We start from the raw sequence: 22395 nt of genomic DNA, 5'->3' as shown, positions 1-22395 counted from the left end.
AGGAGCGTAGAGATGAGTGTCGAAGAAAAACGTATCCGTGAATTCGCCTATCAGATCTGGGAGTCGGAAGGTAAGCCCGAAGGCCAGGAAGAGCGGCACTGGGCGATGGCGCGCAAGCTTGCCGAGGCCGAAGCGCTGGCGCCCAAGGTAACGCCGCGCAAACCGGCCAAGGCGCCGCCGGCCAGTAACGCCAAGGCCAAGCCGGCAAGCACTGCGCCAGCGCCGAAAAAGCCCAGGGCAAGCAAAAAGCCACCGACTGCATGAACCTGATCGCCGGGCAAGTCGAGGCGTCGCACCGCCGCTCCTGCACAGCCTGTGGGAGCGGCGGTGCGACGCCTCGACTTGCCCCGCGATAACCCCTGTGCCAACCCCCGGTCTGATCAAGGATTTCCATGAGCAAGCCAAAGCCTACCGCCGAAGTTCACCTCGAACCCTCGCGCATCCGCGAGGGCCTGCCCTTCCCGCTGGGCGCCAGCTGGGATGGGCTGGGGGTCAATTTTGCCCTGTTCTCGGCCAACGCCACCAAGGTTGAACTGTGCCTGTTCGATGCCAGCGGCGAGGTCGAGCTCGAACGCATCGAGCTGCCGGAGTACACCGACGAGATCTTCCACGGCTACCTGCCCGATGCCCATCCCGGGCAGATCTACGGCTACCGCGTACACGGCCCGTACGACCCGGAAAACGGCCACCGTTTCAACCCCAACAAACTGCTGATCGACCCCTACGCCAAGCAACTGGTCGGCAGCCTGAAATGGTCCGAGGCGCTGTTCGGCTACACCATCGGCCACCCCGACGGCGACCTTAGCTTTGATGAGCGCGACAGTGCGCCGTTCGTGCCCAAGTGCAAGGTCATCGACCCGGCCTACACCTGGGGGCGCGACCAGCGCGTGGGCATTCCCTGGGAGCGCACCATCCTCTATGAGGCCCACGTGCGCGGTATCAGCATGCGCCACCCGGCGGTGCCAGAGGCCAATCGCGGCACCTTTGCCGGGCTGATGTGCGACGAACTGCTGGGGCATATCAAGCAGCTTGGGGTGAGCTCGATCGAATTGCTGCCGATCCATGCCTTCGTCAACGACCAGCATCTGCTGCAAAAGGGCCTGAACAACTATTGGGGCTACAACAGCATCGCCTTTTTTGCCCCGCACCCGCGCTACCTGGCCAACGGCAAGATCGCCGAGTTCAAGGAGATGGTCGCGCACCTGCATGACGCCGGTCTGGAGGTGATTCTCGACGTGGTCTACAACCACACCGCCGAAGGCAACGAGCTGGGCCCGACCCTGTCGATGCGCGGCATCGACAATTGCTCCTACTACCGGCTGATGCCCGATGACAAGCGCTTCTATATCAACGATTCGGGCACCGGCAACACCCTCGACCTCAGCCACCCCTGCGTCTTGCAACTGGTCACCGACTCGTTGCGCTACTGGGCCGGCGAGATGCACGTCGACGGTTTTCGCTTCGACCTGGCGACCATTCTCGGCCGCTACCACGAGGGCTTCGACGAGCGTCACAGCTTTCTCGTTGCCTGCCGCCAGGACCCGCTGCTCAGCCAGGTCAAGCTGATTGCCGAGCCCTGGGACTGCGGCCCCGGCGGCTACCAGGTGGGCAATTTCGCTCCCGGCTGGGCAGAATGGAACGACCGTTTTCGCGATACCGTGCGGGCTTTCTGGAAAGGCGACGAAGGCCAGCTGGCCGACTTTGCCGCGCGCATGACCGCCTCCGGCGAGCTGTTCAACCGCCGCGGGCGCAGGCCCTACGCCTCGGTCAACTTCATCACCGCCCATGACGGCTTCACCCTGCGCGACCTGGTGTCGTACAACGACAAGCACAACGAGGACAACGACGAAGGCAACCAGGACGGCAGCAACAACAACCTGTCATGGAACCACGGCGTCGAAGGCCCCACCGAAGACCCCGAGATCAAAGCCCTGCGCCTGCGCCAGATGCGCAATTTCTTCGCCACCCTGCTGCTGGCCCAGGGTACGCCGATGATCGTCGCCGGCGACGAGTTCAGCCGCACCCAGCACGGCAACAACAATGCCTACTGCCAGGACAGCGAGATCGGCTGGATCAACTGGGAGCTGGACGAGGATGGTGCGGCATTGCTCAAGTTCGTCAAGCGCCTGACCAAGCTGCGCCTGGCCTACCCGGTGCTGCGCCGTTCGCGTTTTCTGGTCGGTGACTACAATGAGGCGATCGGGGTCAAGGACGTCACCTGGCTGGCGCCGGACGCCAGCGAGATGAGCGTCGAGCAATGGCAGGACGCCCACGGGCGCTGCCTGGGCATGCTGATGGATGGCCGCGCCCAGGTCAGCGGTATTCTGCGCCCCGGCGCCGATGCCACCTTGCTGCTGATCGTCAACGCCCACCACGATACCGTGGCCTTTACCTTGCCCGAGGTGCCGGAAGGCGAATACTGGAACTGCCTGATCGACACCGACCGGCCGCAACTGCGCAAAGGCGAGCATCATGACTTTGGCAGCGAGTTCCAGGTCAGTGGCCGCTCGTTGCTGTTGCTGGAGCTGTTCCGTGACGATGATGTCTGAAAACCAGGCGGCCGCGGTCAAGCGCCTGCGGGTGCTGACCGTCAATACCCACAAGGGCTTTACCGCCTTCAACCGGCGCTTCATCCTCCCCGAACTGCGTGAAGCGGTGCGCAGCACCCGCGCTGATATCGTCTTTCTCCAGGAGGTGCTCGGCTCCCACGACCGCCATGCCGCCCGTTACGCCGGCTGGCCGCAAACCTCGCAGTACGAGTTTCTCGCCGACAGCATGTGGAGCGATTTCGCCTACGGGCGCAATGCCGTTTACCCGGACGGCCATCACGGCAACGCGCTGTTGTCCAAGTACCCGATCATCGAGCACCGCAACCTGGATGTCTCGATCACCGGCCCCGAGCGCCGCGGCCTGCTGCACTGCGTGCTGGATGTGCCCGGGCAGCGCGAGGTGCATGCCATTTGCGTGCACCTGTCACTGCTCGAAAGCCACCGGCAACAGCAGTTGCAACTGCTGCGCAAGCTGCTCGACTCGCTGCCTGGCGATGCCCCGGTGATCATCGCCGGCGACTTCAACGACTGGAAACTGCGCGGCAACCGCACCCTCAACCTGCACCGCGACCTGCACGAAGCCTTCGAGCGTCATCACGGCCTGCTTGCCCGCACCTATCCGGCGCGCTTGCCGCTGCTGCGCCTGGACCGCATCTACCTGCGCAACGCCCACAGCCATGCCCCGCAAATTCTCGGCAACAAGCCCTGGAGCCACCTCTCCGATCACCTGCCATTGGCCGTGGAAGTGCAGCTTTAGCAATCATTCGGCATAGCCGCACCGCTGGAAAGAGCGGTTGCGGCTATAGGATGTAAATTTTTGTTTAATTTCAGCTAATTGCCACTACCAATAGCTTGACAACGGTTATTTCACGCTTTCTTGACGCCCGCCCCGTCCTCTCCTTAGCTACAAGTAATGCAGCAACTGCAGATTCCATTCCGAGCCTCTAGCGCGCGCTTTTCAGCGCGCGACAGGGACCGGTTTGCTGGTTTGGGTCGCCCTCTGGTTTTGCTTTACAGCCCGTGACATCAAGCCAGAACCCTGGCTTATAAAAACAGAGGAGAACCGCCATGAAAAAAACTCCGAATCCTGCGGGCTTTGAGTATGTTTTCTATGCGGTTTCCACGTCGCTGCTACTGGCAACCCCGTTGGAAACCCATGCATTGGGCCTGGAGGATAACGACCCGTTCAACAACCTGGTACAGGCCCAACCTGCACTTTCGCTCAACCCGGTCAGCGCCAGCGGCCTGGGCCTGAGCACCCTCGGTGCGTTTTCCGAACGCCTGGCCGAACGCCATGCGCCAGCACCGAACGACAGCATCGCCAGCCAGTGGGCGCAGTTTTTCCCGACTGCGGTGCGCACCTCAAGCCCAGAGGCCGACAACCTCGCCACGCCGAACCAGAGCCTGCAAATCAGCCCTGATCTGTTCGTTCGTGAAACCGGCGGCGGCAATACTCACCGCGCCGGTTTCTTTGTCGGCCACAGCAACCTGCAAAGCGGTTTCGACGGCCTGCGCAAACCCCAGGTCGGCAACAAAGAGAGCGTGCTCAACCTCGACGGGCAAAGCCTGGGTGTGTACTGGAGCATGACCCACGACCAGGGCTGGCACCTGGATGCGGTGGCCATGGGCACGCGCTTTGATATCAATGGCCGCAGCGAGAGCGGCCAGCGCCTGGATGGCAACGGCCACGCCCTGACCCTCTCGGTCGAGGGCGGCTACCCGATCAGCCTGGGCAACAACTGGACCCTGGAACCGCAAGCACAGTTGATCAACCAGCAGTACTTTCCTGGCAGCCAGACCCAGACCGACACCCAGCAAGCCTTTGACCAGCAGCCCAACTGGACCGGCCGGGTCGGTGCCAAATTGTCGGCGCGCTACAACGTGCGCGGCATGCCGATCGAGCCGTTCGTGCGCACCAACGTCTGGTACGACTTCTCCAATGCCGACACCGTGAGCCTGGACAAGGTCGACAAGATCAGCAGCGGGCGCAACTCCGCCACCGTCGAACTGGGCTTGGGCCTGGTGGCGCGGGTCACGCCGAAAGTGGCGCTGTTTGTCAGCGCCGACTACAGCAGCGATGTCGATGACAATGACCTCAACGGCCTGATCGGCAACCTCGGTGTCAGGGTGCGCTGGTGATGCGAGCGCTGGCCATCACTGCGGCCGCAGGATCAACACCCCCAGCGGCGGCAGGTTGAGCCGCAACGACAGCGGCTGGCCATGGCTGGGCTGGGCCTGACTGGCCACCTCGCCAAGGTTGCCGTAGTTGGAGCCGGCATAGCCCTCGGCGTCGCTGTTGAACACCTCGGCCCAGCGCTCGCCAAACGGCACGCCGATGCGATAGCCCTCGCGCGGCACCGGGGTGAAGTTGGCCACCACCAGCAACGGCTCGCCGTTCACGCTCCAGCGCAGCCAGGCATACACACTGTTGTGCGCGTCATCGCCGATCAACCATTGAAAGCCTTGCGGCACGCAGTCCTGTTCGTGCAGCGCACGCTCGTCGCGGTACAAACGGTTGAGGTCGCTGACCAGCCGTTGCACACCCAGATGCTCGGGGTACTTGAGCAGGTACCAGTCCAGTTCGCTGTCGTGGTTCCACTCGCGCCACTGGCCGAACTCACAGCCCATGAACAACAGTTTTTTGCCCGGATGGGTCCACATGAAGGTCAGGTAGGCGCGCAGGTTGGCGAACTTCTGCCAGCGATCGCCAGGCATCTTGTCGATCAGAGAGTGCTTGCCGTGCACCACCTCGTCATGGGAGATCGGCAGGATGAAATGTTCGGAATAGGCGTAGATCAGGCCGAAGCTCATTTCGTTGTGGTGATAGGTGCGGTGGATCGGGTCGTTCTGGATGTAGTGCAGGGTGTCGTGCATCCAGCCCATGTTCCACTTGTAGGCAAAGCCCAAACCGCCCTGCTGGGTTGGCTGGCTGACGCCTGGCCAGGCCGTGGACTCCTCGGCAATCACCAGGGCGCCGGGGGCCTCCAGGGCCACCACGTCGTTGAGGTGACGCAAAAAGTCGATGGCTTCGAGGTTCTCGCGCCCGCCATGGCGATTCGGCACCCACTCGCCGGCCTTGCGCGAGTAGTCGCGGTAGAGCATCGAGGCCACGGCATCGACGCGCAGGCCGTCGATATGAAAATGCTTGAGCCAGTGCAGCGCCGAGGCCAGCATGAAGCCGTGCACTTCGGTGCGCCCAAGGTTGTAGATCAGCGTGTCCCAGTCCTGGTGGAAGCCCTCCAGCGGGTTGTCGTACTCGTACAGCGCGGTGCCGTCGAAGCGCGCCAGGCCGTGGGTGTCGGTGGGGAAATGCGCCGGCACCCAGTCGAGGATCACGCCGATCTGCGCCTGGTGGCAGGCGTCGATGAAGGCGGCAAAGTCTTCGGCACTGCCGTAGCGCGCGGTCGGCGCGAACATCGACAGTGGCTGGTAACCCCAGGAGCCGCCAAACGGATGCTCCATGATCGGCATCAGCTCGATATGGGTAAAGCCCAGCTGCTGGATATAGGGCACCAGGCGCTCGGCCAGCTCGCGCCAGTTGTAAAAGCGCGCCACTTCGCCATTGTCGTCCAGCTCACATTGCCAGGAGCCGGCGTGCAATTCGTAGATCGACAGCGGCGCGCTGCTGGCCTGGCGTTCACCGCGCTGCTGCATCCAGTCCTGGTCTTGCCAGTCATGGGCCAGGGGGCCGGCGACCCTTGAGGCGGTGCTCGGCGGCAACTCGGTGGCGCGGGCCAGCGGGTCGGCCTTGAGCGGCAAGATGCCGTCGCGCCCGAGCACTTCGTATTTGTACGCTTCGCCGGCCCGCAGGCGCGGCACAAACAGTTCCCAGACCCCGGACGGATGGCGCAGGCGCATGGGGTGACGGCGGCCGTCCCAGTTGTTGAAATCACCAACCACCGAGACCCGCCGGGCGTTCGGTGCCCACACCGAAAAGCGCACGCCATCGACACCTTCGACATTCAGCGGTTGCGCGCCCATCGCCGCCGCAAGATCACGGTGATTGCCCTCGGCAAACAGGTACAGGTCCATGTCGCCGAGCAACGGCCCGAAGCTGTAGGGGTCTTCGGTGATCTGCTCGCCGCCGGCCCAGTTGATCTGCAACAGGTACGGCTGCGATTCGCGCAGATGTGTGATGAACAACCCCGGTACCGGGCCCTGCTCCAGCTCTGCCAGCACGCGACTGTCGTCACGGGCCAGCACCCGTACGTTCAGAGCGTTGGGCAGGTAGGCGCGGACAAACTGGCCACCGGCACCATCCGGGTGCGGACCGAGCACCGCGAACGGGTCGGTATGTTCGGCTCTTACCAGGGCATCGATATCGCGCTGCCCCAGTCCTCCTTCCTCGCGCTTGCGTTGCGTCATTTACTGCTCTCCCCAGGTACTGATCAGACCATGCAGGCCATGCAAAGGCACGGCCAGCCAATGCGGACGGTTCTCGGCTTCGTAGAGGATTTCGTAGGCGACTTTCTCGAGGCTGAACAACGCCAGCGCCGCCTGCTCGCCGTCAGCCTGCTGCCAGGCATGGGGCATGGCCGCGGTGGCCAGCCCATAGGCCTCGACAAAAGCATGCCGGGCCTGGTGCAGGTAACGGCGGGCGACGCGCTGACGCGCCTGACGGGCAGCCTCGCAAAGGTCGACAGCAGAAGCACTGCGCAGCACCATCGCTGCAGCATAGTCGAATGAACGCAGCACGCCGCTGACATCCTTGTACGGGCTGTGCCTGGCCCGCCGCTCATCCAGCGGTCGCGCCGGTTCGCCTTCGAAATCGATCAGGTAGGCATCGCCCTGCACCACCAGCACCTGGCCCAGGTGCAAGTCGCCATGTACACGCATCAACAGCCCGCCGACCGCCTGTTTGCTCAGTTCGGCTATGTGCTTGAGCAGGCTCTTGCGTTGCTGTTGCAGGTCGTCGACCAGGGCCTGGCTGGCGCTGTCGAGGCTGGCGCGATGTGCTTGCAGCAGGTCCAGGGCGCGGCTCAGCTGGGCGCTGATGTGCTTGTTCCAGGCCTGGCTGTCGCGGCTGCTGCTGGCCCGCGGCTGGAACGCCGGATCGGCGCTGGGCGCCGCCAGCAGCAGGTGCATCTCGCCCAGGCGCTGGCCGAGCAAGGCGGCAAAATCGGCAAGGTCCTGCAGGGCATCGGTGTGCACGTCCTGATCGTTGCTCGATGGCTCCATCTCGTCGCGGATGGCCCGTTCGAGGTTGTTCTGGGTCCAGTCCCAGGCGTCGCCCTGATTGCTCAGGTAGCCCTGGGCGATCATCAGCAGGTGCGGTTGCGCCTTAGCGTCGACGCGGCTGACCCAGGCCAGCAGCGGCGAGATATTGGCAAAGCCTGCGGCCGTCAGGTAGGCGCTCATTTCCAGCTCGGGGTGCACCCCGGGGTTGACCCGGCGGATCAGCTTGAGCACCAGGCTGCCACCGACCACCACCGAACTGTTGGACTGCTCGGCGCTCAGGTAGCGCACTTGCGCGTCGTCGCCCAGGTTCAATGCCGCCAGTTGTTCTGTGGCGGTAAAACGCAGCTCGCCCTCGCTGCACGGCAAGCGCAAGCCGTCCTTGCAGCCGGCCAATACCGCGCGCACGAAGCTCTCAAGCACGAAGCCATCGGTGATCAGCCCCACCTGGCGGCCGCGGCGCACCCGCGCCAGGGCCAGTTGCTGCGGCGCCGGGCTGTTGATGTTTTCTTCGCCGATCAGGCCGAACGGCAGTTGATAGCGGCTGCTCTGGCCGCCGCCCTGCACGTCGATCTCGCTGAGCAGCACCGGGCTGGTGGTGTCGCCAAAACGCACGCCGTAGGCGATCTGCACCTGTTCGATGCGGCTTTCCTTGCCAGCAAACCAGCGGCGCTTGGGCAGGTACTGGGGCAGGATGCTGTCTTGCAAAGTGGCCCGCGACGGCGCTTCAAGCAGCTCTTCCATGCGCTTTTTCAGCACCAGTGTGGTGAACTCCGGCAGGCTCTGGGCCGGCTCCATGTGCCAGCTGGGCATCTGGTCCTTGTCAGCGAGCAGGAACCAGTAAAAGCCGTAAGGCGGCAAGGTCAGCAGAAACGGCAACTGGCCGATCGGCGGGAAGGCACTGCCGCCGAGCATCTCCACCGGCACCTTGTCGGCGTACTGCTGCAGCTCAAGCTCAGCCGCCTGTGCGGCGCGCGAGACGTTGGCCACGCAGAGGATGATCTCGGTCTTGCCGTCGCTGCCGGTGTACTCGCGGATGTAGGCGAGAATCCGCCGGTTGCTCGGCGTGAGCATCTTCAGTGCGCCGCGGCCGAAGGCTTTTTGCTGCTTGCGCACCGCCAGCAGGCGGCGGTTCCAGTTCAATAGCGAATGCGGGTCGTGGGCCTGGGCCTCGACGTTGACCGACTGGAAGCCGTACAGCGGGTCCATGATCGGCGGCAGCACCAGGCGCGCCGGGTCGGCGCGCGAGAACCCGCCGTTGCGGTCGATCGACCACTGCATCGGCGTGCGCACGCCATCGCGGTCGCCCAGGTAGATGTTGTCGCCCATGCCGATTTCGTCGCCGTAGTACAGGGTCGGCGTGCCGGGCATCGACAGCAGCAGGCTGCACAAAAGCTCGACCCGGCGCCGGTCGCGCTGCAGCAGCGGCGCCAGGCGCCGGCGAATGCCGAGGTTGATCCGCGCCCGGCGATCCTCGGCGTAGTAGTTCCACAAGTAGTCGCGCTCGCGGTCGGTGACCATCTCCAGGGTCAGCTCATCGTGGTTGCGCAAGAAGATCGCCCATTGGCAGTTGGCCGGGATCTCCGGGGTCTGACGCAGGATGTCGGTGATCGGAAAGCGGTCTTCCTGGGCCACGGCCATGTACATGCGCGGCATCAGCGGGAAGTGAAAAGCCATGTGGCATTCATCGCCCTGCCCTTCGCCAAAGTACAACTGGGTGTCTTCCGGCCACTGGTTGGCCTCGGCCAGGAGCATGCGGTCGGGGTAGTTGGCATCGATCTCGGCGCGGATCTTTTTCAGCACCTGGTGGGTTTCGGGCAGGTTCTCGTTGTTGGTGCCGTCGCGCTCGATCAGGTAAGGGATGGCGTCCAGGCGCAGGCCGTCGACGCCCAGGTCGAGCCAGTAGCGCATGACCCCGAGCACCGCCTTGAGCACCTGCGGGTTGTCGAAATTGAGGTCCGGCTGGTGCGAGTAGAAGCGGTGCCAGAAGTATTGGCCGGCCACCGGGTCCCAGGTCCAGTTGGATTTCTCGGTGTCGAGGAAGATGATCCGCGTGCCGTCGTACTTCTGGTCGCTGTCGGACCACACGTAAAAGTCCCGGGCCTTGCTCCCCGGCTTGGCGCGCCGGGCTTTCTGGAACCACGGATGCTGGTCGGAGGTGTGGTTGATGACAAGTTCAGTGATCACCCGCAGGCCGCGCTTGTGCGCCTCGGCAATGAAGCGTTTTACGTCAGCCAGGGTGCCGTAGTCGGGGTGCACTGCCTTGTACTCGGCGATGTCGTAGCCATCATCGCGCCGTGGCGAAGGGTAGAACGGCAGCAGCCACAGGGTGTTGACCCCAAGCTCGGCGATGTAGTCGAGCTTGGCGATCAGGCCGGGGAAGTCACCGATGCCGTCGTTGTTGGAATCAAAGAAGGATTTGACGTGTACCTGGTAGATGATCGCGTCCTTGTACCACAACGGATCATCGATAAAGGCGGCTGGGCGGGCGCGCTTGGCCATGCTCGACTCCTTTCTAGTGGGCTTTTTCGATACGCCAGACAGCGAACGGCAGGTGCCAGGGCTCGATGCGCATCCATTGGGTCTTGCCATGCCAGGTCCAGCGATGGCCGCTCATCAGGTCTTCGCCGAAGGTGTCGGCATGGTCGTCCAGGCCCAGCTCCCACAACGGCAGTTCGAAGTGCGCCTCCTGGGCGTTGTGCGGGTCGAGGCTGACGGCGATGAGGATGAAGTTGTCGCGCTCGGCAGTGCGTTTGCCGAAGTACAGGATGTTGTCGTTCCAGGCGTTATAGAAAGCCACGCCCAGGTGGGTGTGCAAGGCCGGATTCTGCCGGCGGATACGGTTGAGCTGGGCGATTTCGGCGATTATATTGCCTGGCTGGCTGAAGTCGCGCGGGCGGATCTGGTACTTCTCCGAATCCAGGTATTCCTCCTTGCCTGGCACCGGCGTCGCCTCGCACAGCTCGAACCCTGAGTACATGCCCCACAGGCCCGAGCCCATGGCCGCCAGCGCGGCGCGAATAAGGAAGCCGGCGCGCCCCGATTCATGCAGAAAGTACGGGTTGATGTCCGGGGTATTGACGAAGAAGTTCGGCCGGTAGCAGTAGCACCACGGCGGCTGGTTGAGCTCCTCGAAGTAGCTTTGCAGCTCGGCCTTGGTGTTGCGCCAGGTGAAGTAGCTGTAGCTCTGGGAGTAACCGACCTTGCCCAGGCGCGCCATCATCGCAGGCTTGGTGAAGGCCTCGGCGAGGAAAATAACGTCCGGGTACTGGCTGCGCACATTGGCGATCAGCCAATGCCAGAACGGCAAGGGCTTGGTGTGCGGGTTGTCGACGCGAAAGGTCTTGACCCCCTCCTTGACCCAGCCCACCACCACATCGCGCAGTGCCAGCCACAGGGCCGGTACCGAATCGGCGGCATAGAAGTCGACGTTGACGATGTCCTGGTACTTTTTCGGTGGGTTCTCGGCATAGCGGATGCTGCCGTCCGGGCGCCAGGAGAACCAGCCCGGGTGCTCCTTGAGCCAGGGGTGGTCCTGGGAACACTGGATGGCAAAATCCAGGGCGATTTCCAGGCCGTGCTCGGCGGCGGCGGCCACCAGCCGGCGAAAATCCTCGCGGCTGCCCAGTTGCGGGTGAATCGCCTCGTGCCCGCCTTCGGCGCCGCCAATCGCATAAGGGCTGCCGGGGTCACCGGGCTCGGCCTGCAAGGCATTGTTGCGGCCCTTGCGGTGGCGCACACCGATCGGGTGGATGGGCGGGAAGTACAGCACGTCAAAACCCATGTCGCGGATCATCGGCAAGCGTTGGTGCACGTCATTGAAGGTACCGTGCCGCTCGGGGTCGTCGGTGACCGAGCGCGGAAACAGCTCGTACCAACTGGCGAACCGGGCCTGGATGCGTTCGACATCCAGCGGGTATTCAGGGCTGCGGCTGAGGTAGGTACGGTGCTCGGCCTCGGCCATCAGAACGGCGGTGTCCGGGTGCAGCAGCAAGGCCACCTGCTCATCGACGGGCAAACCGGGCAGGTGCTGGTACAGGGCCTGCAGCTGGTCACGCAGGGGGCCGTTGCTGCGACCGATATTGTGCTCGATCTGCAGCAGCCCTTCCTGCAGCTCCAGGGGCACCGCGACGCCTGCGTTGAATTTCTTCTCCAGGTCGTGGCAATAGGTGGCGAACGGGTCAATCCAGGCCTCGATGCTGAACAAGTGGCGGCCCTGCTCGCTGACAGTGAACTCGGCCTGCCACAGGTCATTGCCGGCAAACTGCATCGGCACGCAGTGCCAGCGCCGGCTGTGGGCCTGGCGCCAGTTGAGCATCACCGCCAGGGCGTCATGGCCATCGGCGTAAACCTTGCTGCTGACCTGCACCGGCTCAGCGACCACCGCCTTGACCGCAAACAGCCCGCCATCAAGCACCGGCACGGTGTTCTCGATCACGATCCGTGGTTCGAGCAAGGCCTGGGACAGGCTCAGGGCCTGGTCCGGGTGGTCGCTAGCCGCAGTCATACGGTCGGTTTCGAAGGGCTCATCGCGGGTCATCGAACGTTGCTCCGTTATGAAGTGGCGGTAAAGGTTCAGAGCGGGGGCGCGGCCCGGGGTTCAAAAAAAATGAGCGATTGGCCGGGCCCGGAGTCGAAACCCTGAGCATGCCATCCACAACCCCGTTGCGAGGTCAGGCCATGAACATTCCCATCCCGGCTGAAACGCCCGATCCGAATATCGACGACCCGACACTGCCACCGCCGGTGCCAGAGCAGGACCCTGATGAGGTGCCGGTGCAACCGACGGTGCCGCCCACCGTGGGCGACCCGCCGAGTAAAGAGCCGCCGGTGAAAGCGTAGACATCGCGGGGCAAGCCCGCTCCTACAATATCTAGGAGCGGGCTTGCCCCGCGAAAAATCAGCGTTTGATCAGCTCTTCAATGCTGATCTCGCGCATCCTGAACTTCTGCACCTTGCCGGTCACCGTCATCGGAAACTCATCGACAAAGCGGAAGTAGCGCGGGGCCTTGAAGTGGGCAATGCGGCTCTTGCACCACTGTTGCAGTTCGATCTCGCTGGCGCTGTGGCCGGGGTGAAACTTGATCCAGGCGACGATCTCTTCGCCATAACGCTCATCGGGTATGCCGATCACCTGCACATCCGCCACCGCCGGGTGGGTAAAGAAGAACTCTTCCAGCTCGCGCGGATAGATGTTCTCACCGCCGCGAATGATCATGTCCTTGTTGCGCCCGGCGATGCACACATAGCCGGCCTCGTTCATGCTCGCGAGGTCGCCGGTGTGCATCCAGCCGGCCGGATCGATGGCTTCGCTGGAGGCCGCCGGGTTGCCCCAGTAACCGAGCATCACGCTGTAACCGCGGGTGCACAGCTCGCCGATCTGCCCGCGCGGCACAATGCAGCCCTGCTCATCGATGATCTTGCTTTCCAGCTGCGGCTGGGTCCGCCCTACCGTGGTCACGCGAAGTTCAAGGTCGTCATCGGCGCCGGTCTGCAACGACACCGGGCTGGTTTCGGTCATGCCGTAGGCGATCTGCACCTCGCTCATGTGCATCTCGCCGATCACCCGGCGCATCACCTCGATCGGGCAGGTGGCGCCGGCCATGATCCCGGTGCGCAGGGTCGACAGGTCCATCTCGCTACGCTGCGGGTGATCGAGCATGGCGATGAACATGGTCGGCACGCCATACAGGGCGGTGGCCCTCTCCTCGATGACGCAGTTCAACGTCAGCAGCGGATCGAAGGCGTCGTTGGGGTAGATCATGGTGCTGCCATGGGTGACACAGCCGAGGTTGCCCATGACCATGCCGAAGCAGTGGTACAGCGGCACCGGGATCACCATGCGGTCGTGCTCGCTCAGGCCCAGGCTCTCGCCGACCATGTAGCCGTTGTTGAGGATGTTGTAGTGGCTGAGGGTCGCGCCCTTGGGGAAGCCGGTGGTGCCGGAGGTGTACTGGATGTTCACTGGTTGGTCGAACTGCAGGCTGTGCTGACGGGCCTGGAAGTCGGCCGGGTCGGTTTCGCTGGCCAGCCAGGCCAGGCGCTCCCAGGGCAGAAAGCCTGCTGGCGGCTGGGCATCAAGGCTGATCAACCCGCGCAGCTGCGGCAGGCGTTCGCTGCGTAGCTGCCCTGGCGCTTGCTGGGCGAGGTTGGGCAGCAGCTCGCCAAGCATGGCGTGGTAATCGCAAGTCTTGAAGGCACCGGCGCTGATCAGCCACTGGCAGCCCGACTGCTTGAGCACGTATTCAAGCTCGCTGGTGCGATACGCCGGGTTGATGTTGACCAGGATCACGCCGATCTTGGCGCTGGCGAACTGGGCAATGCACCACTGCGCGCAATTGGGCGCCCAGATGCCTAAGCGATCGCCGGTTTTCAGCCCCAGCGCCATCAGCGCGCGGGCATGCAGGTCGACGCTGGCGGCCAGCGTCTGCCAGGTGTAGCGCTGCTGCTGATGTCGCACCACCAGCGCCTCGCGCTGGGCAAAGCGGGCGACCGTCTGGTCGAATGCCTCGCCGATGGTCATGGCCAGCAACGGCTTGTCCTGACGGCCCTGGGTATAGCTCGGTTGATTCATGGCGGTCCCTTTTTGTGGTTGTTCTGGGAGCTGATTCAAGCGCGACTTACTCTGGCGCATATTTACGTTAACGTAAAGGTCATGGCGAGATTGACAGCTAACGATGGCAGGTTTACGTTAACGTAAAGGTTACTGACAAACAGGGTTTGTGTTGTGAGGCTATCGCGGGGCAAGCCCGCTCCCACAAAGAACTGTAGGAGCGGGCATAACCTGCGATGAGGCCAGCACAAGCACCCTTAATCCAAGAACAATCAACAATAGGTGCCCGCATGCGTTATCCGACCCTGAACTTCGCCCTGGGCGAAACCATCGACATGCTTCGCGACCAGGTGCAGTCCTTCGTCGCCGCAGAGCTGGCGCCGCGCGCCGCGCAGATCGACCAGGACAACCTGTTCCCCGCCGACATGTGGCGCAAGTTCGGTGACATGGGCCTGCTGGGCATCACCGTCAGTGAAGAATACGGCGGCGCCGGCCTGGGCTACCTGGCCCACGTGGTGGCCATGGAAGAAATCAGCCGCGGCTCGGCCTCGGTCGCCCTCTCCTACGGCGCCCATTCCAACCTCTGCGTCAACCAGATCAACCGCAACGGCAACGCCGAGCAGAAAGCCAAGTACCTGCCCAAGCTGATCAGTGGCGAGCACATCGGCGCCCTGGCCATGAGCGAGCCGAATGCCGGTTCCGACGTGGTATCGATGAAACTGCGCGCCGAACAGCGCGGCGACCACTTCGTCCTCAACGGCAGCAAGACCTGGATCACCAACGGCCCGGACGCCAACACCTACGTGATCTACGCCAAGACCGACCTCGACAAAGGCGCCCACGGCATCACCGCCTTTATTGTCGAACGCGACTGGAAAGGCTTCAGCCGCAGCAACAAGTTCGACAAGCTGGGCATGCGCGGCTCGAACACCTGCGAGCTGTTCTTCGACAACGTCGAAGTACCCAAAGAGAACATCCTCGGCGTGCTCAACGGCGGCGTCAAAGTACTGATGAGCGGCCTGGACTACGAGCGCGTGGTGCTCTCCGGCGGCCCGACCGGGATCATGCAGGCCTGCATGGACCTGGTGGTGCCCTACATCCACGACCGCAAGCAGTTCGGCCAGAGCATCGGCGAGTTCCAGCTGATCCAGGGCAAGATCGCCGACATGTACACCCAGCTCAACGCCAGCCGCGCCTACCTGTACGCCGTGGCCCAGGCCTGCGACCGCGCCGAAACCACGCGCAAGGACGCCGCCGGGGTCATCCTCTACACCGCCGAGCGCGCCACCCAGATGGCCCTTGAGGCGATCCAGATTCTGGGAGGCAACGGCTACATCAACGAATTCCCGGCCGGCCGCCTGCTGCGCGATGCCAAGCTCTACGAGATCGGCGCCGGCACCAGTGAGATCCGCCGGATGCTGATCGGCCGCGAACTCTTCCAAGAGACGCGCTGAAGCGCTTAGCAGCAAGCTACAAGCGGCAAGTCGATGCAGCCCGCGCAGTGCTGACGGCTCGCGACTGCCGCCATAACACAGATCAGTCTTGCAGCTTGAAGCTTGTCGCTTGATTCTGCGTGAGGAACCACAATGATCATCAAGTCTCACATCAATCCGAAGTCAGCAGAGTTCGCGCAGAGCTACGCCGCCATGGCGAACCAGGTCGACGCCTTGCGCAGCCTGATCGCCCAGGTGCACCAGGGCGGTGGGCCCAAGGCCCAGGAGCGACACACCTCGCGGGGCAAACTGCTGCCACGCGAACGTATCGACCGCCTGCTCGACGCAGGTTCGCCGTTCCTTGAAATCGGCCAGCTGGCCGCCCATGAGGTGTACGGCGAAGACGTCCCGGCCGCAGGCGTGATCGCCGGCATTGGCCGGGTCGAAGGCGTCGAATGCATGATCGTCGCCAACGACGCCACGGTCAAAGGCGGCTCCTACTACCCGCTAACGGTGAAAAAACACCTGCGCGCCCAGGCCATCGCCCTGCAGAACCGCCTGCCGTGCCTGTACCTGGTGGACTCCGGTGGCGCCAACCTGCCGCGCCAGGATGAAGTGTTCCCCGACCGCGAGCACTTCGGGCGGATCTTCTTCAACCAGGCCAACATGAGCGCCCTCGGCATTCCCCAGATCGCCGTGGTCATGGGCTCGTGCACCGCCGGCGGGGCCTATGTGCCGGCCATGGCCGACGAAGCGATCATGGTCCGCCAGCAGGCGACGATCTTTCTTGCCGGCCCCCCGCTGGTCAAGGCTGCCACCGGCGAAGTGGTCAGCGCCGAAGACCTCGGCGGCGCCGACGTACACTGCAAAACCAGCGGCGTCGCCGACCACTATGCCGACAACGACGAACACGCCCTGGCCATCGCCCGGCGCTGCGTGGCCAACCTCAACTGGCACAAGCTCGGCGAGTTGCAGCAGCGCGCGCCGGTGGCGCCGCTGTACAGCAGTGAAGAGCTGTACGGCGTGGTGCCGGCCGATGCCAAGCAGCCGTTCGATGTGCGCGAGGTAATTGCGCGGCTGGTCGACGGCTCGGTATTCGATGAGTTCAAGGCGTTGTTCGGCACCACTCTGGTGTGCGGCTTTGCCCACCTGCACGGGTATCCGGTAGCGATCCTGGCCAACAACGGCATCCTCTTCGCAGAAGCTGCGCAAAAAGGCGCGCACTTCATCGAACTGGCCTGCCAGCGCGGCATCCCGCTGCTGTTCTTGCAGAACATTACCGGCTTCATGGTCGGCCAGAAGTACGAGGCCGGTGGCATCGCCAAGCATGGCGCCAAGCTGGTCACCGCGGTGGCCTGCGCCCAGGTGCCGAAGTTCACCGTGATCATCGGCGGCAGCTTTGGCGCCGGCAACTACGGCATGTGCGGCCGCGCCTACGACCCGCGCTTCTTGTGGATGTGGCCAAACGCACGGATCGGCGTGATGGGCGCCGAACAGGCCGCCGGCGTGCTCGCCCAGGTCAAGCGCGAGCAGAGCGAGCGCAGCGGCCAGGCCTTCAGCGCCGAAGACGAAGCGCGTCTGAAGCAGCCGATCCTCGACCAGTACGAGCACCAGGGCCACCCTTACTACTCCAGCGCCCGGCTGTGGGACGACGGCGTCATCGACCCGGCGCAAACCCGCGAGATCCTTGGCCTGGCGTTGTCCGCGGCCCTCAACGCACCGATCGAACAGAGCCGTTTCGGCATTTTCCGGATGTGACCATGAGCGACTTCACTACCCTTGAACTGATCAAGGACCCCCGTGGTTTCGCCACCCTGTGGCTGAGCCGGGAAGACAAGAACAACGCCTTCAACGCGCAGATGATCCGCGAGCTGATCATCGCCATCGACCATATCGGCGCCGACAGCAGCCTGCGTTTCGTGCTGCTGCGCGGCCGTGGCCGGCACTTCAGCGCCGGTGCCGACCTGGCCTGGATGCAGCAGTCGGCGCAACTGGACTACAACACCAACCTTGACGACGCCCGCGAGCTGGCCGAGCTGATGTACAACCTGGCGCGGCTCAAGGTGCCGACCCTGGCGGTGGTGCAAGGCGCAGCCTTTGGTGGCGCCCTGGGCCTGATCAGCTGCTGCGACATGGCCATTGGCGCCAGTGACGCGCAGTTGTGCCTGTCGGAAGTGCGCATCGGCTTGGCGCCAGCGGTGATCAGCCCGTTCGTGGTCCAGGCCATGGGCGAGCGCGCCGCACGCCGCTACGCCCTCACCGCCGAACGCTTCAGCGGTGAGCGCGCCCGTGAGCTGGGCCTGCTGGCCGAAGCCTACCCGGCCGCCGAGCTGGAACAGCAGGTCGACAACTGGATCGACAACCTGCTGCTCAACAGCCCGCAGGCCATGCGTGCCAGCAAGGAGCTGCTGCGTGAAGTCGGCCCCGGCGAGCTGACCCCGGCCATCCGCCGCTACTGCGAAAACGCCATCGCCCGCATTCGCGTCAGCCCTGAAGGCCAGGAAGGCCTGCGCGCCTTCCTGGAAAAACGCAGCCCGGCCTGGCAGGGCCAACCGTCGCACAAGGAGCCGCGCCCATGAGCCGCACCCCGTTGACCACCCTGCTGGTCGCCAACCGCGGCGAGATCGCCTGCCGGGTGATGCGCACCGCCAAGGCCCTGGGCCTGACCACTGTGGCCGTGCACAGCGCCATCGACCGTGAAGCGCGGCACAGCCGCGAAGCTGACATTCGCGTCGACCTCGGCGGCGCCAAGGCCGCTGACAGCTACCTGGACATCGACAAGCTGCTGGCCGCGGCCAAAGCCAGCGGCGCCCAGGCGATCCACCCCGGCTACGGCTTTTTGTCCGAGAACGCAGGCTTTGCCCGCGCCATCGAGCAGGCCGGGCTGATTTTCCTCGGCCCACCGGCCAGCGCCATCGATGCCATGGGCAGCAAGTCGGCGGCCAAGGCCCTGATGGAACAGGCCGGCGTGCCGCTGGTGCCGGGTTATCACGGCGAAGCCCAGGACCTGGAAACCTTCCGCGCCGCCGCCGAGAAAATCGGCTACCCGGTGCTGCTCAAGGCTACCGCTGGCGGCGGCGGCAAAGGCATGAAGGTGGTCGAGCACGAAAGCCAGCTCGGCGAAGCCCTGGCCTCGGCCCAGCGTGAAGCGCAGTCGTCGTTCGGCGATGCGCGCATGCTGGTGGAAAAATACGTGCTCAAGCCGCGCCACGTAGAGATCCAGGTGTTCGCCGACCAGCACGGCAACTGCCTGTACCTCAACGAGCGCGACTGCTCGATCCAGCGCCGGCACCAGAAGGTCGTCGAAGAAGCCCCTGCCCCGGGCCTGAGCAGCGCCCAGCGCCAGGCCATGGGCGAAGCGGCGGTCAAGGCGGCCCAGGCCATCGGCTATGTCGGTGCCGGTACCGTGGAGTTTCTGCTCGATGCCCGCGGCGAGTTCTTCTTCATGGAGATGAACACCCGCCTGCAGGTCGAGCACCCGGTCACCGAAGCGATCACCGGCCTGGACCTGGTCGCCTGGCAGATCCGCGTCGCCTGTGGCGAGCCATTGCCAATCACCCAGGCGCAGGTGCCGCTCAACGGCCATGCCATCGAAGTGCGCCTGTATGCCGAAGACCCGGCCAATGACTTTCTCCCGGCCACCGGCCACCTGGCGCTGTACCGCGAGTCGGCGCCGGGCGAAGGCCGACGGGTGGACAGCGGCGTCAGCGAAGGCGACGACGTCTCGCCGTTCTATGACCCGATGCTCGGCAAACTGATCGCCTGGGGCGAAACCCGCGAGCAGGCGCGCTTGCGCTTGCTGGCGATGCTCGACGAGTTTGCCATCGGCGGGCTGAAAACCAATATCGCCTTTCTGCGGCGCATCCTCGCCCACCCGGCATTTGCCGAGGCCGAGCTGGATACCGGTTTCATCCCGCGTTATCAGGAACAATTGCTACCGGCACCGCAAGCCTTGCCGGCGGCGTTCTGGCAGGCGGCGGCCGAGGCCTTCATCCAGAGTCAGCCGCTGCGACCGCGTGACGATGACCGTCACTCGCCGTGGGCCGCCAACAACGGCTTTCGTGCCGGCGTGCCGGCGCAGGTCAGCCTGCACCTGACCTGCAACGGTGAAGCTCGGGTCATCAACCTGACTCAGGCGGATGCATCGAAGCTGACCCTGGACGGCGAGCAGCTACTGATCGACGAAGACGGCCTGCGCCGCCGGCACCTGGCAATCCGCCGTGGCCAGACCCTGTACCTGCAATGGGACGGCGAGCTGCACAGCGTCAACCGCTACGACCCGATTGCCGAGGCCGATGCCAGCCACAGCCATCAGGGCGGCCTTGGCGCGCCAATGAACGGCAGCATCGTACGGGTGCTGGTGGAGGTTGGCCAGGCGGTGGAAGCTGGCACGCAGCTGGTGGTGCTGGAAGCCATGAAGATGGAACACAGCATCCGCGCGCCCCATGCCGGGACAGTCAAGGCGCTGTTCTGCCAGGAAGGCGAGATGGTCAGTGAAGGGGCTGTGCTGGTGGAGCTGGACGAGGCTTGAGGGCCTCATCGCGGGGCAAGTCGGGTCGCCTGCCTCGCGATGAGATTCAGCTCAAAACTTGACCAATGCCTGCACCACCACCCCCAGCAACTCACACTGCTCGTTGCACAAGGCCTTGGGATAGGTCGGGTTGAGCGGGCGCAAGTAGCGCTGGCCGCCCTCCTCGCTCAACTGGCGAAAACTCGTTGCCGTGCTGCCTGGCGAACGCGCGATCACCAGTTTGCCGGGTTCGGCCGCAAGCCCGGTATCGACCAGGATCAGCATGCCCTCCGGCACGCTCAAGCCCAACGGCGCGGTCATCGCGTCGCCTTCGACCCTGAGCCAGAACGCCCGCCCCTGCGCTTTATAGTCGGTTGACTGCAACGGCGTGTCATCGGCCACCTCAACCGGGTCAAGATTGCCCCAGGCCAGAATCGGGTAGCGAAAATACAGTTCGTGCTGTAGGCCATCGGCGCCAGCCACAGTAGTCGGGTTGCCCGATACCGTGTAGGAACCGTTGCTTTCCGACACCTGATTGGGGAAAACCATCTGCAGCGGCGGCAGCCCCACTTCCACCAGAATCTGGTTGAGCACCCGCAGTTTCGGCTCGCGCTCCTCGCGCAGCCAGTGGCCCACGGCGCCCTGGGTGACTCCGATGCGTTCGGCGAGATTTTCCTGCGTGACTTTCAGTTCACGCATCCTGGCTTTAACCAGGTCAGTCCATTTATCCATCGCTGGCACGATACGGACTGCCTTCTGGCGCTCAATACACATATTGTAGTATTTAAACAATAGTCATAACTACAGAGCGTATTAATATCTGCCAACACCTTTCATCGCTTACCCAAACAGCAGGCAGACGCATGAAACCGATATCCCCTGAAACGGACCTCAGCCTTGATTCCGAAGCATTAAGTAACAGTGATGCCGCCCGGCGCGCGCTGGATTACTACCTCAACCCGGCACCGGTGACCTTTGGCCCCGACGAGCCGCTGCTGGTCGCCCGTGAGGGCCTCAGCAGCGCCCAGGCCACCGCCCATGCCAGCAATATATTGCGCTGCGCTGCCGCCACCGCCTACGAATCGGCTGACGGCATGCAAGGCGTACCGCGCGACCTGGCGCTGGCGTCGATGCACATGATCAACATGGCCAGGGCCATGCTCGAGCGCACGGCAGCCAATCAGGAGCATTCCTGAGCCTGTTGCAGAACGTTACGTGGGAGTCGACCGAAGGCGGGTGCTGGTGTCCGCCGGTCAGGAGGGAGCGCACTGCGTAAAAGTTTTTACGCAATGACAGAAAATTCATTTGACTTGCAAATGATAACGATTATTATTGCTCACAACTGGTCGCGAGACTGGTTGGATAAACTGAAAGCCCTTAGGTCGGACTCTCAGATTATCTCCTCATCAGGCTAATCACGGTTTTTGACCCGGCTTTTTGCCGGGTCTTTTTTTTGGTCTTCAGGCTAATGAAGATGGGTGTTGCTTGAATGGCCGCGATGATAGCAAATGAATGTCGCACAGTGAATGGTTGTAACAGCGCTTTGCGGAATTAGCACTTGAGAATCAATCTCGTTACGAATAAGCTGTTGCAGCGTCAAGGAAGACGCCCCCACTCCACCGACCAGCAAGGAGCTTGTACATGACCCGTCTGTTGCTGCCCCTTGAACACAATCCCCTTTCCCACCATCTGGCGGACGATGCCCTGCTGCAGCGCCTGAAAAAGCTGCCGCGCCGCGTTCAACAGGTATTCCTCCTCAGCCGCCTCGATCAACTGTCGTTCGCCAGCATTGCCGAGCGCCTCGACCTGCCGGCCATCACTGTCGAGCGCCACATGAACCAGGCGCTGCAGATTGCCCGCGAAGAGCGCGACGCCCTGGCGAGCATCGCCGGCCAGTGGTACGTACGCCTGCAAAGCCCGGACGTGACGGCCAGCGAACGCATCGATTTTCGCCGCTGGCTAGACAGCGCCCCGGCACACCGCGAGGCGTTCCACGCCACCGAGCTGCGCTGGCGCTCGCTGCTGGCTCCGGCGCGCCAACTGGGCGAGGACGGCTGGTACCGGCAACCACGCGCCGCGCTGTCGCTGGGCGGTTGCTCGGTGGCCATCGGCCTGGGCCTGGCGGCATTGGCAGCGATCGGTTTCTGGTCCTGAGCCAGGCGTGTAGAGTAGTTG

General features: G+C 63.7%; 16 protein-coding genes. 11 read left to right on the top strand and 5 right to left on the bottom strand.

Translation table 11 applies throughout. The annotated features are described in order from the left end of the window. The first annotated feature begins 12 nt into the window (after window positions 1–12). From LOY22_RS11645 to LOY22_RS11630, 4 genes are all read left to right on the top strand, one after another. A complete protein-coding gene (locus LOY22_RS11645; RefSeq protein ID WP_093383704.1) occupies window positions 13–264 on the top strand; it encodes a DUF2934 domain-containing protein in 252 nt (83 codons plus the stop codon). Between the two features lie 128 nt (window positions 265–392). After that, on the top strand, window positions 393–2549 hold the full coding sequence (gene glgX, locus LOY22_RS11640; RefSeq protein WP_258597551.1) for a glycogen debranching protein GlgX: 2157 nt from the start codon (window positions 393–395) through the stop codon (window positions 2547–2549). Beyond that, complete coding sequence (locus LOY22_RS11635) at window positions 2539–3306, top strand: endonuclease/exonuclease/phosphatase family protein (protein ID WP_093383713.1); 768 nt, start codon at window positions 2539–2541, stop codon at window positions 3304–3306. The genes glgX and LOY22_RS11635 overlap by 11 nt, the downstream gene beginning before the upstream one ends. 311 nt (window positions 3307–3617) lie before the next feature. Then, window positions 3618–4688 carry an autotransporter outer membrane beta-barrel domain-containing protein gene (locus tag LOY22_RS11630; RefSeq protein WP_093383718.1) on the top strand — a complete coding sequence of 357 codons (1071 nt, stop codon included), beginning with the start codon at window positions 3618–3620 and terminating at the stop codon, window positions 4686–4688. Between the two features lie 15 nt (window positions 4689–4703). On the opposite strand, the gene glgB is transcribed toward LOY22_RS11630, so the two are convergent. From glgB to LOY22_RS11615, 3 genes are read right to left on the bottom strand one after another with little or no spacing between them, the layout of a single operon-like run. Continuing rightward, window positions 4704–6914, bottom strand: coding sequence for a 1,4-alpha-glucan branching protein GlgB (gene glgB / locus LOY22_RS11625; protein ID WP_093383722.1), 2211 nt, complete (start codon window positions 6912–6914; stop codon window positions 4704–4706). Beyond that, on the bottom strand, window positions 6915–10226 hold the full coding sequence (gene treS, locus LOY22_RS11620; RefSeq protein WP_258597549.1) for a maltose alpha-D-glucosyltransferase: 3312 nt from the start codon (window positions 10224–10226) through the stop codon (window positions 6915–6917). Window positions 10227–10239: 13 nt separating this feature from the next. Continuing rightward, the gene (locus LOY22_RS11615; RefSeq protein WP_258597547.1) at window positions 10240–12264 is read right to left on the bottom strand and encodes an alpha-1,4-glucan--maltose-1-phosphate maltosyltransferase; all 2025 of its coding nucleotides are present in this window, start codon (window positions 12262–12264) and stop codon (window positions 10240–10242) included. Window positions 12265–12404: 140 nt separating this feature from the next. On the opposite strand from LOY22_RS11615, the gene LOY22_RS11610 reads away from it, so the two are divergent. Then, the gene (locus LOY22_RS11610; protein WP_176794266.1) at window positions 12405–12566 is read left to right on the top strand and encodes a hypothetical protein; all 162 of its coding nucleotides are present in this window, start codon (window positions 12405–12407) and stop codon (window positions 12564–12566) included. A gap of 58 nt (window positions 12567–12624) precedes the next feature. On the opposite strand, the gene LOY22_RS11605 is transcribed toward LOY22_RS11610, so the two are convergent. Beyond that, window positions 12625–14298 carry an AMP-binding protein gene (locus tag LOY22_RS11605; RefSeq protein WP_258597545.1) on the bottom strand — a complete coding sequence of 558 codons (1674 nt, stop codon included), beginning with the start codon at window positions 14296–14298 and terminating at the stop codon, window positions 12625–12627. A 269-nt stretch (window positions 14299–14567) separates the two neighbouring features. On the opposite strand from LOY22_RS11605, the gene LOY22_RS11600 reads away from it, so the two are divergent. The 4 genes from LOY22_RS11600 to LOY22_RS11585 all read left to right on the top strand — a co-directional run bounded on the left by LOY22_RS11600 (window position 14568) and on the right by LOY22_RS11585 (window position 20241). Beyond that, window positions 14568–15731, top strand: a complete 1164-nt coding sequence (locus LOY22_RS11600) for an isovaleryl-CoA dehydrogenase (RefSeq protein ID WP_045198521.1) — start codon at window positions 14568–14570, stop codon at window positions 15729–15731. A 132-nt stretch (window positions 15732–15863) separates the two neighbouring features. Then, window positions 15864–17468: a carboxyl transferase domain-containing protein gene (locus LOY22_RS11595; RefSeq protein WP_045198519.1), complete on the top strand. Its 1605-nt coding sequence runs from the start codon at window positions 15864–15866 to the stop codon at window positions 17466–17468. A 2-nt stretch (window positions 17469–17470) separates the two neighbouring features. Then, window positions 17471–18289 (top strand): gamma-carboxygeranoyl-CoA hydratase, encoded by an 819-nt coding sequence (locus LOY22_RS11590; RefSeq protein ID WP_045198517.1) that lies wholly within the window; start codon window positions 17471–17473, stop codon window positions 18287–18289. Next, window positions 18286–20241 (top strand): acetyl/propionyl/methylcrotonyl-CoA carboxylase subunit alpha, encoded by a 1956-nt coding sequence (locus LOY22_RS11585; protein WP_093383750.1) that lies wholly within the window; start codon window positions 18286–18288, stop codon window positions 20239–20241. The genes LOY22_RS11590 and LOY22_RS11585 overlap by 4 nt, the downstream gene beginning before the upstream one ends. A gap of 51 nt (window positions 20242–20292) precedes the next feature. Here LOY22_RS11585 and LOY22_RS11580 read toward each other — a convergent pair whose 3' ends face one another. Further along, window positions 20293–20994, bottom strand: coding sequence for a LexA family transcriptional regulator (locus LOY22_RS11580; protein WP_258597543.1), 702 nt, complete (start codon window positions 20992–20994; stop codon window positions 20293–20295). Between the two features lie 89 nt (window positions 20995–21083). On the opposite strand from LOY22_RS11580, the gene LOY22_RS11575 reads away from it, so the two are divergent. After that, the gene (locus LOY22_RS11575) at window positions 21084–21416 is read left to right on the top strand and encodes a DUF6124 family protein (protein WP_045198511.1); all 333 of its coding nucleotides are present in this window, start codon (window positions 21084–21086) and stop codon (window positions 21414–21416) included. A 445-nt stretch (window positions 21417–21861) separates the two neighbouring features. Continuing rightward, window positions 21862–22374 carry a DUF4880 domain-containing protein gene (locus tag LOY22_RS11570; protein WP_045198509.1) on the top strand — a complete coding sequence of 171 codons (513 nt, stop codon included), beginning with the start codon at window positions 21862–21864 and terminating at the stop codon, window positions 22372–22374. The last annotated feature ends 21 nt before the right edge of the window (window positions 22375–22395 follow it).

This window comes from Pseudomonas sp. B21-035 (assembly GCF_024748945.1).
GTDB lineage: Bacteria > Pseudomonadota > Gammaproteobacteria > Pseudomonadales > Pseudomonadaceae > Aquipseudomonas.
This window is presented reverse-complemented; position numbering and strand designations above follow the sequence as displayed.

Excerpts from the sequence above, each read along its gene's own strand:
- LOY22_RS11645 (WP_093383704.1), top strand. The coding sequence starts at position 13 with ATGAGTGTCGAAGAAAAACGTATCCGTGAATTCGCCTATCAGATCTGG.
- glgX (WP_258597551.1), top strand. The coding sequence starts at position 393 with ATGAGCAAGCCAAAGCCTACCGCCGAAGTTCACCTCGAACCCTCGCGC.
- LOY22_RS11635 (WP_093383713.1), top strand. The coding sequence starts at position 2,539 with ATGATGTCTGAAAACCAGGCGGCCGCGGTCAAGCGCCTGCGGGTGCTG.
- LOY22_RS11630 (WP_093383718.1), top strand. The coding sequence starts at position 3,618 with ATGAAAAAAACTCCGAATCCTGCGGGCTTTGAGTATGTTTTCTATGCG.
- glgB (WP_093383722.1), bottom strand. The coding sequence starts at position 6,914 with ATGACGCAACGCAAGCGCGAGGAAGGAGGACTGGGGCAGCGCGATATC.
- treS (WP_258597549.1), bottom strand. The coding sequence starts at position 10,226 with ATGGCCAAGCGCGCCCGCCCAGCCGCCTTTATCGATGATCCGTTGTGG.
- LOY22_RS11615 (WP_258597547.1), bottom strand. The coding sequence starts at position 12,264 with ATGACCCGCGATGAGCCCTTCGAAACCGACCGTATGACTGCGGCTAGC.
- LOY22_RS11610 (WP_176794266.1), top strand. The coding sequence starts at position 12,405 with ATGAACATTCCCATCCCGGCTGAAACGCCCGATCCGAATATCGACGAC.
- LOY22_RS11605 (WP_258597545.1), bottom strand. The coding sequence starts at position 14,298 with ATGAATCAACCGAGCTATACCCAGGGCCGTCAGGACAAGCCGTTGCTG.
- LOY22_RS11600 (WP_045198521.1), top strand. The coding sequence starts at position 14,568 with ATGCGTTATCCGACCCTGAACTTCGCCCTGGGCGAAACCATCGACATG.
- LOY22_RS11595 (WP_045198519.1), top strand. The coding sequence starts at position 15,864 with ATGATCATCAAGTCTCACATCAATCCGAAGTCAGCAGAGTTCGCGCAG.
- LOY22_RS11590 (WP_045198517.1), top strand. The coding sequence starts at position 17,471 with ATGAGCGACTTCACTACCCTTGAACTGATCAAGGACCCCCGTGGTTTC.
- LOY22_RS11585 (WP_093383750.1), top strand. The coding sequence starts at position 18,286 with ATGAGCCGCACCCCGTTGACCACCCTGCTGGTCGCCAACCGCGGCGAG.
- LOY22_RS11580 (WP_258597543.1), bottom strand. The coding sequence starts at position 20,994 with ATGTGTATTGAGCGCCAGAAGGCAGTCCGTATCGTGCCAGCGATGGAT.
- LOY22_RS11575 (WP_045198511.1), top strand. The coding sequence starts at position 21,084 with ATGAAACCGATATCCCCTGAAACGGACCTCAGCCTTGATTCCGAAGCA.
- LOY22_RS11570 (WP_045198509.1), top strand. The coding sequence starts at position 21,862 with ATGACCCGTCTGTTGCTGCCCCTTGAACACAATCCCCTTTCCCACCAT.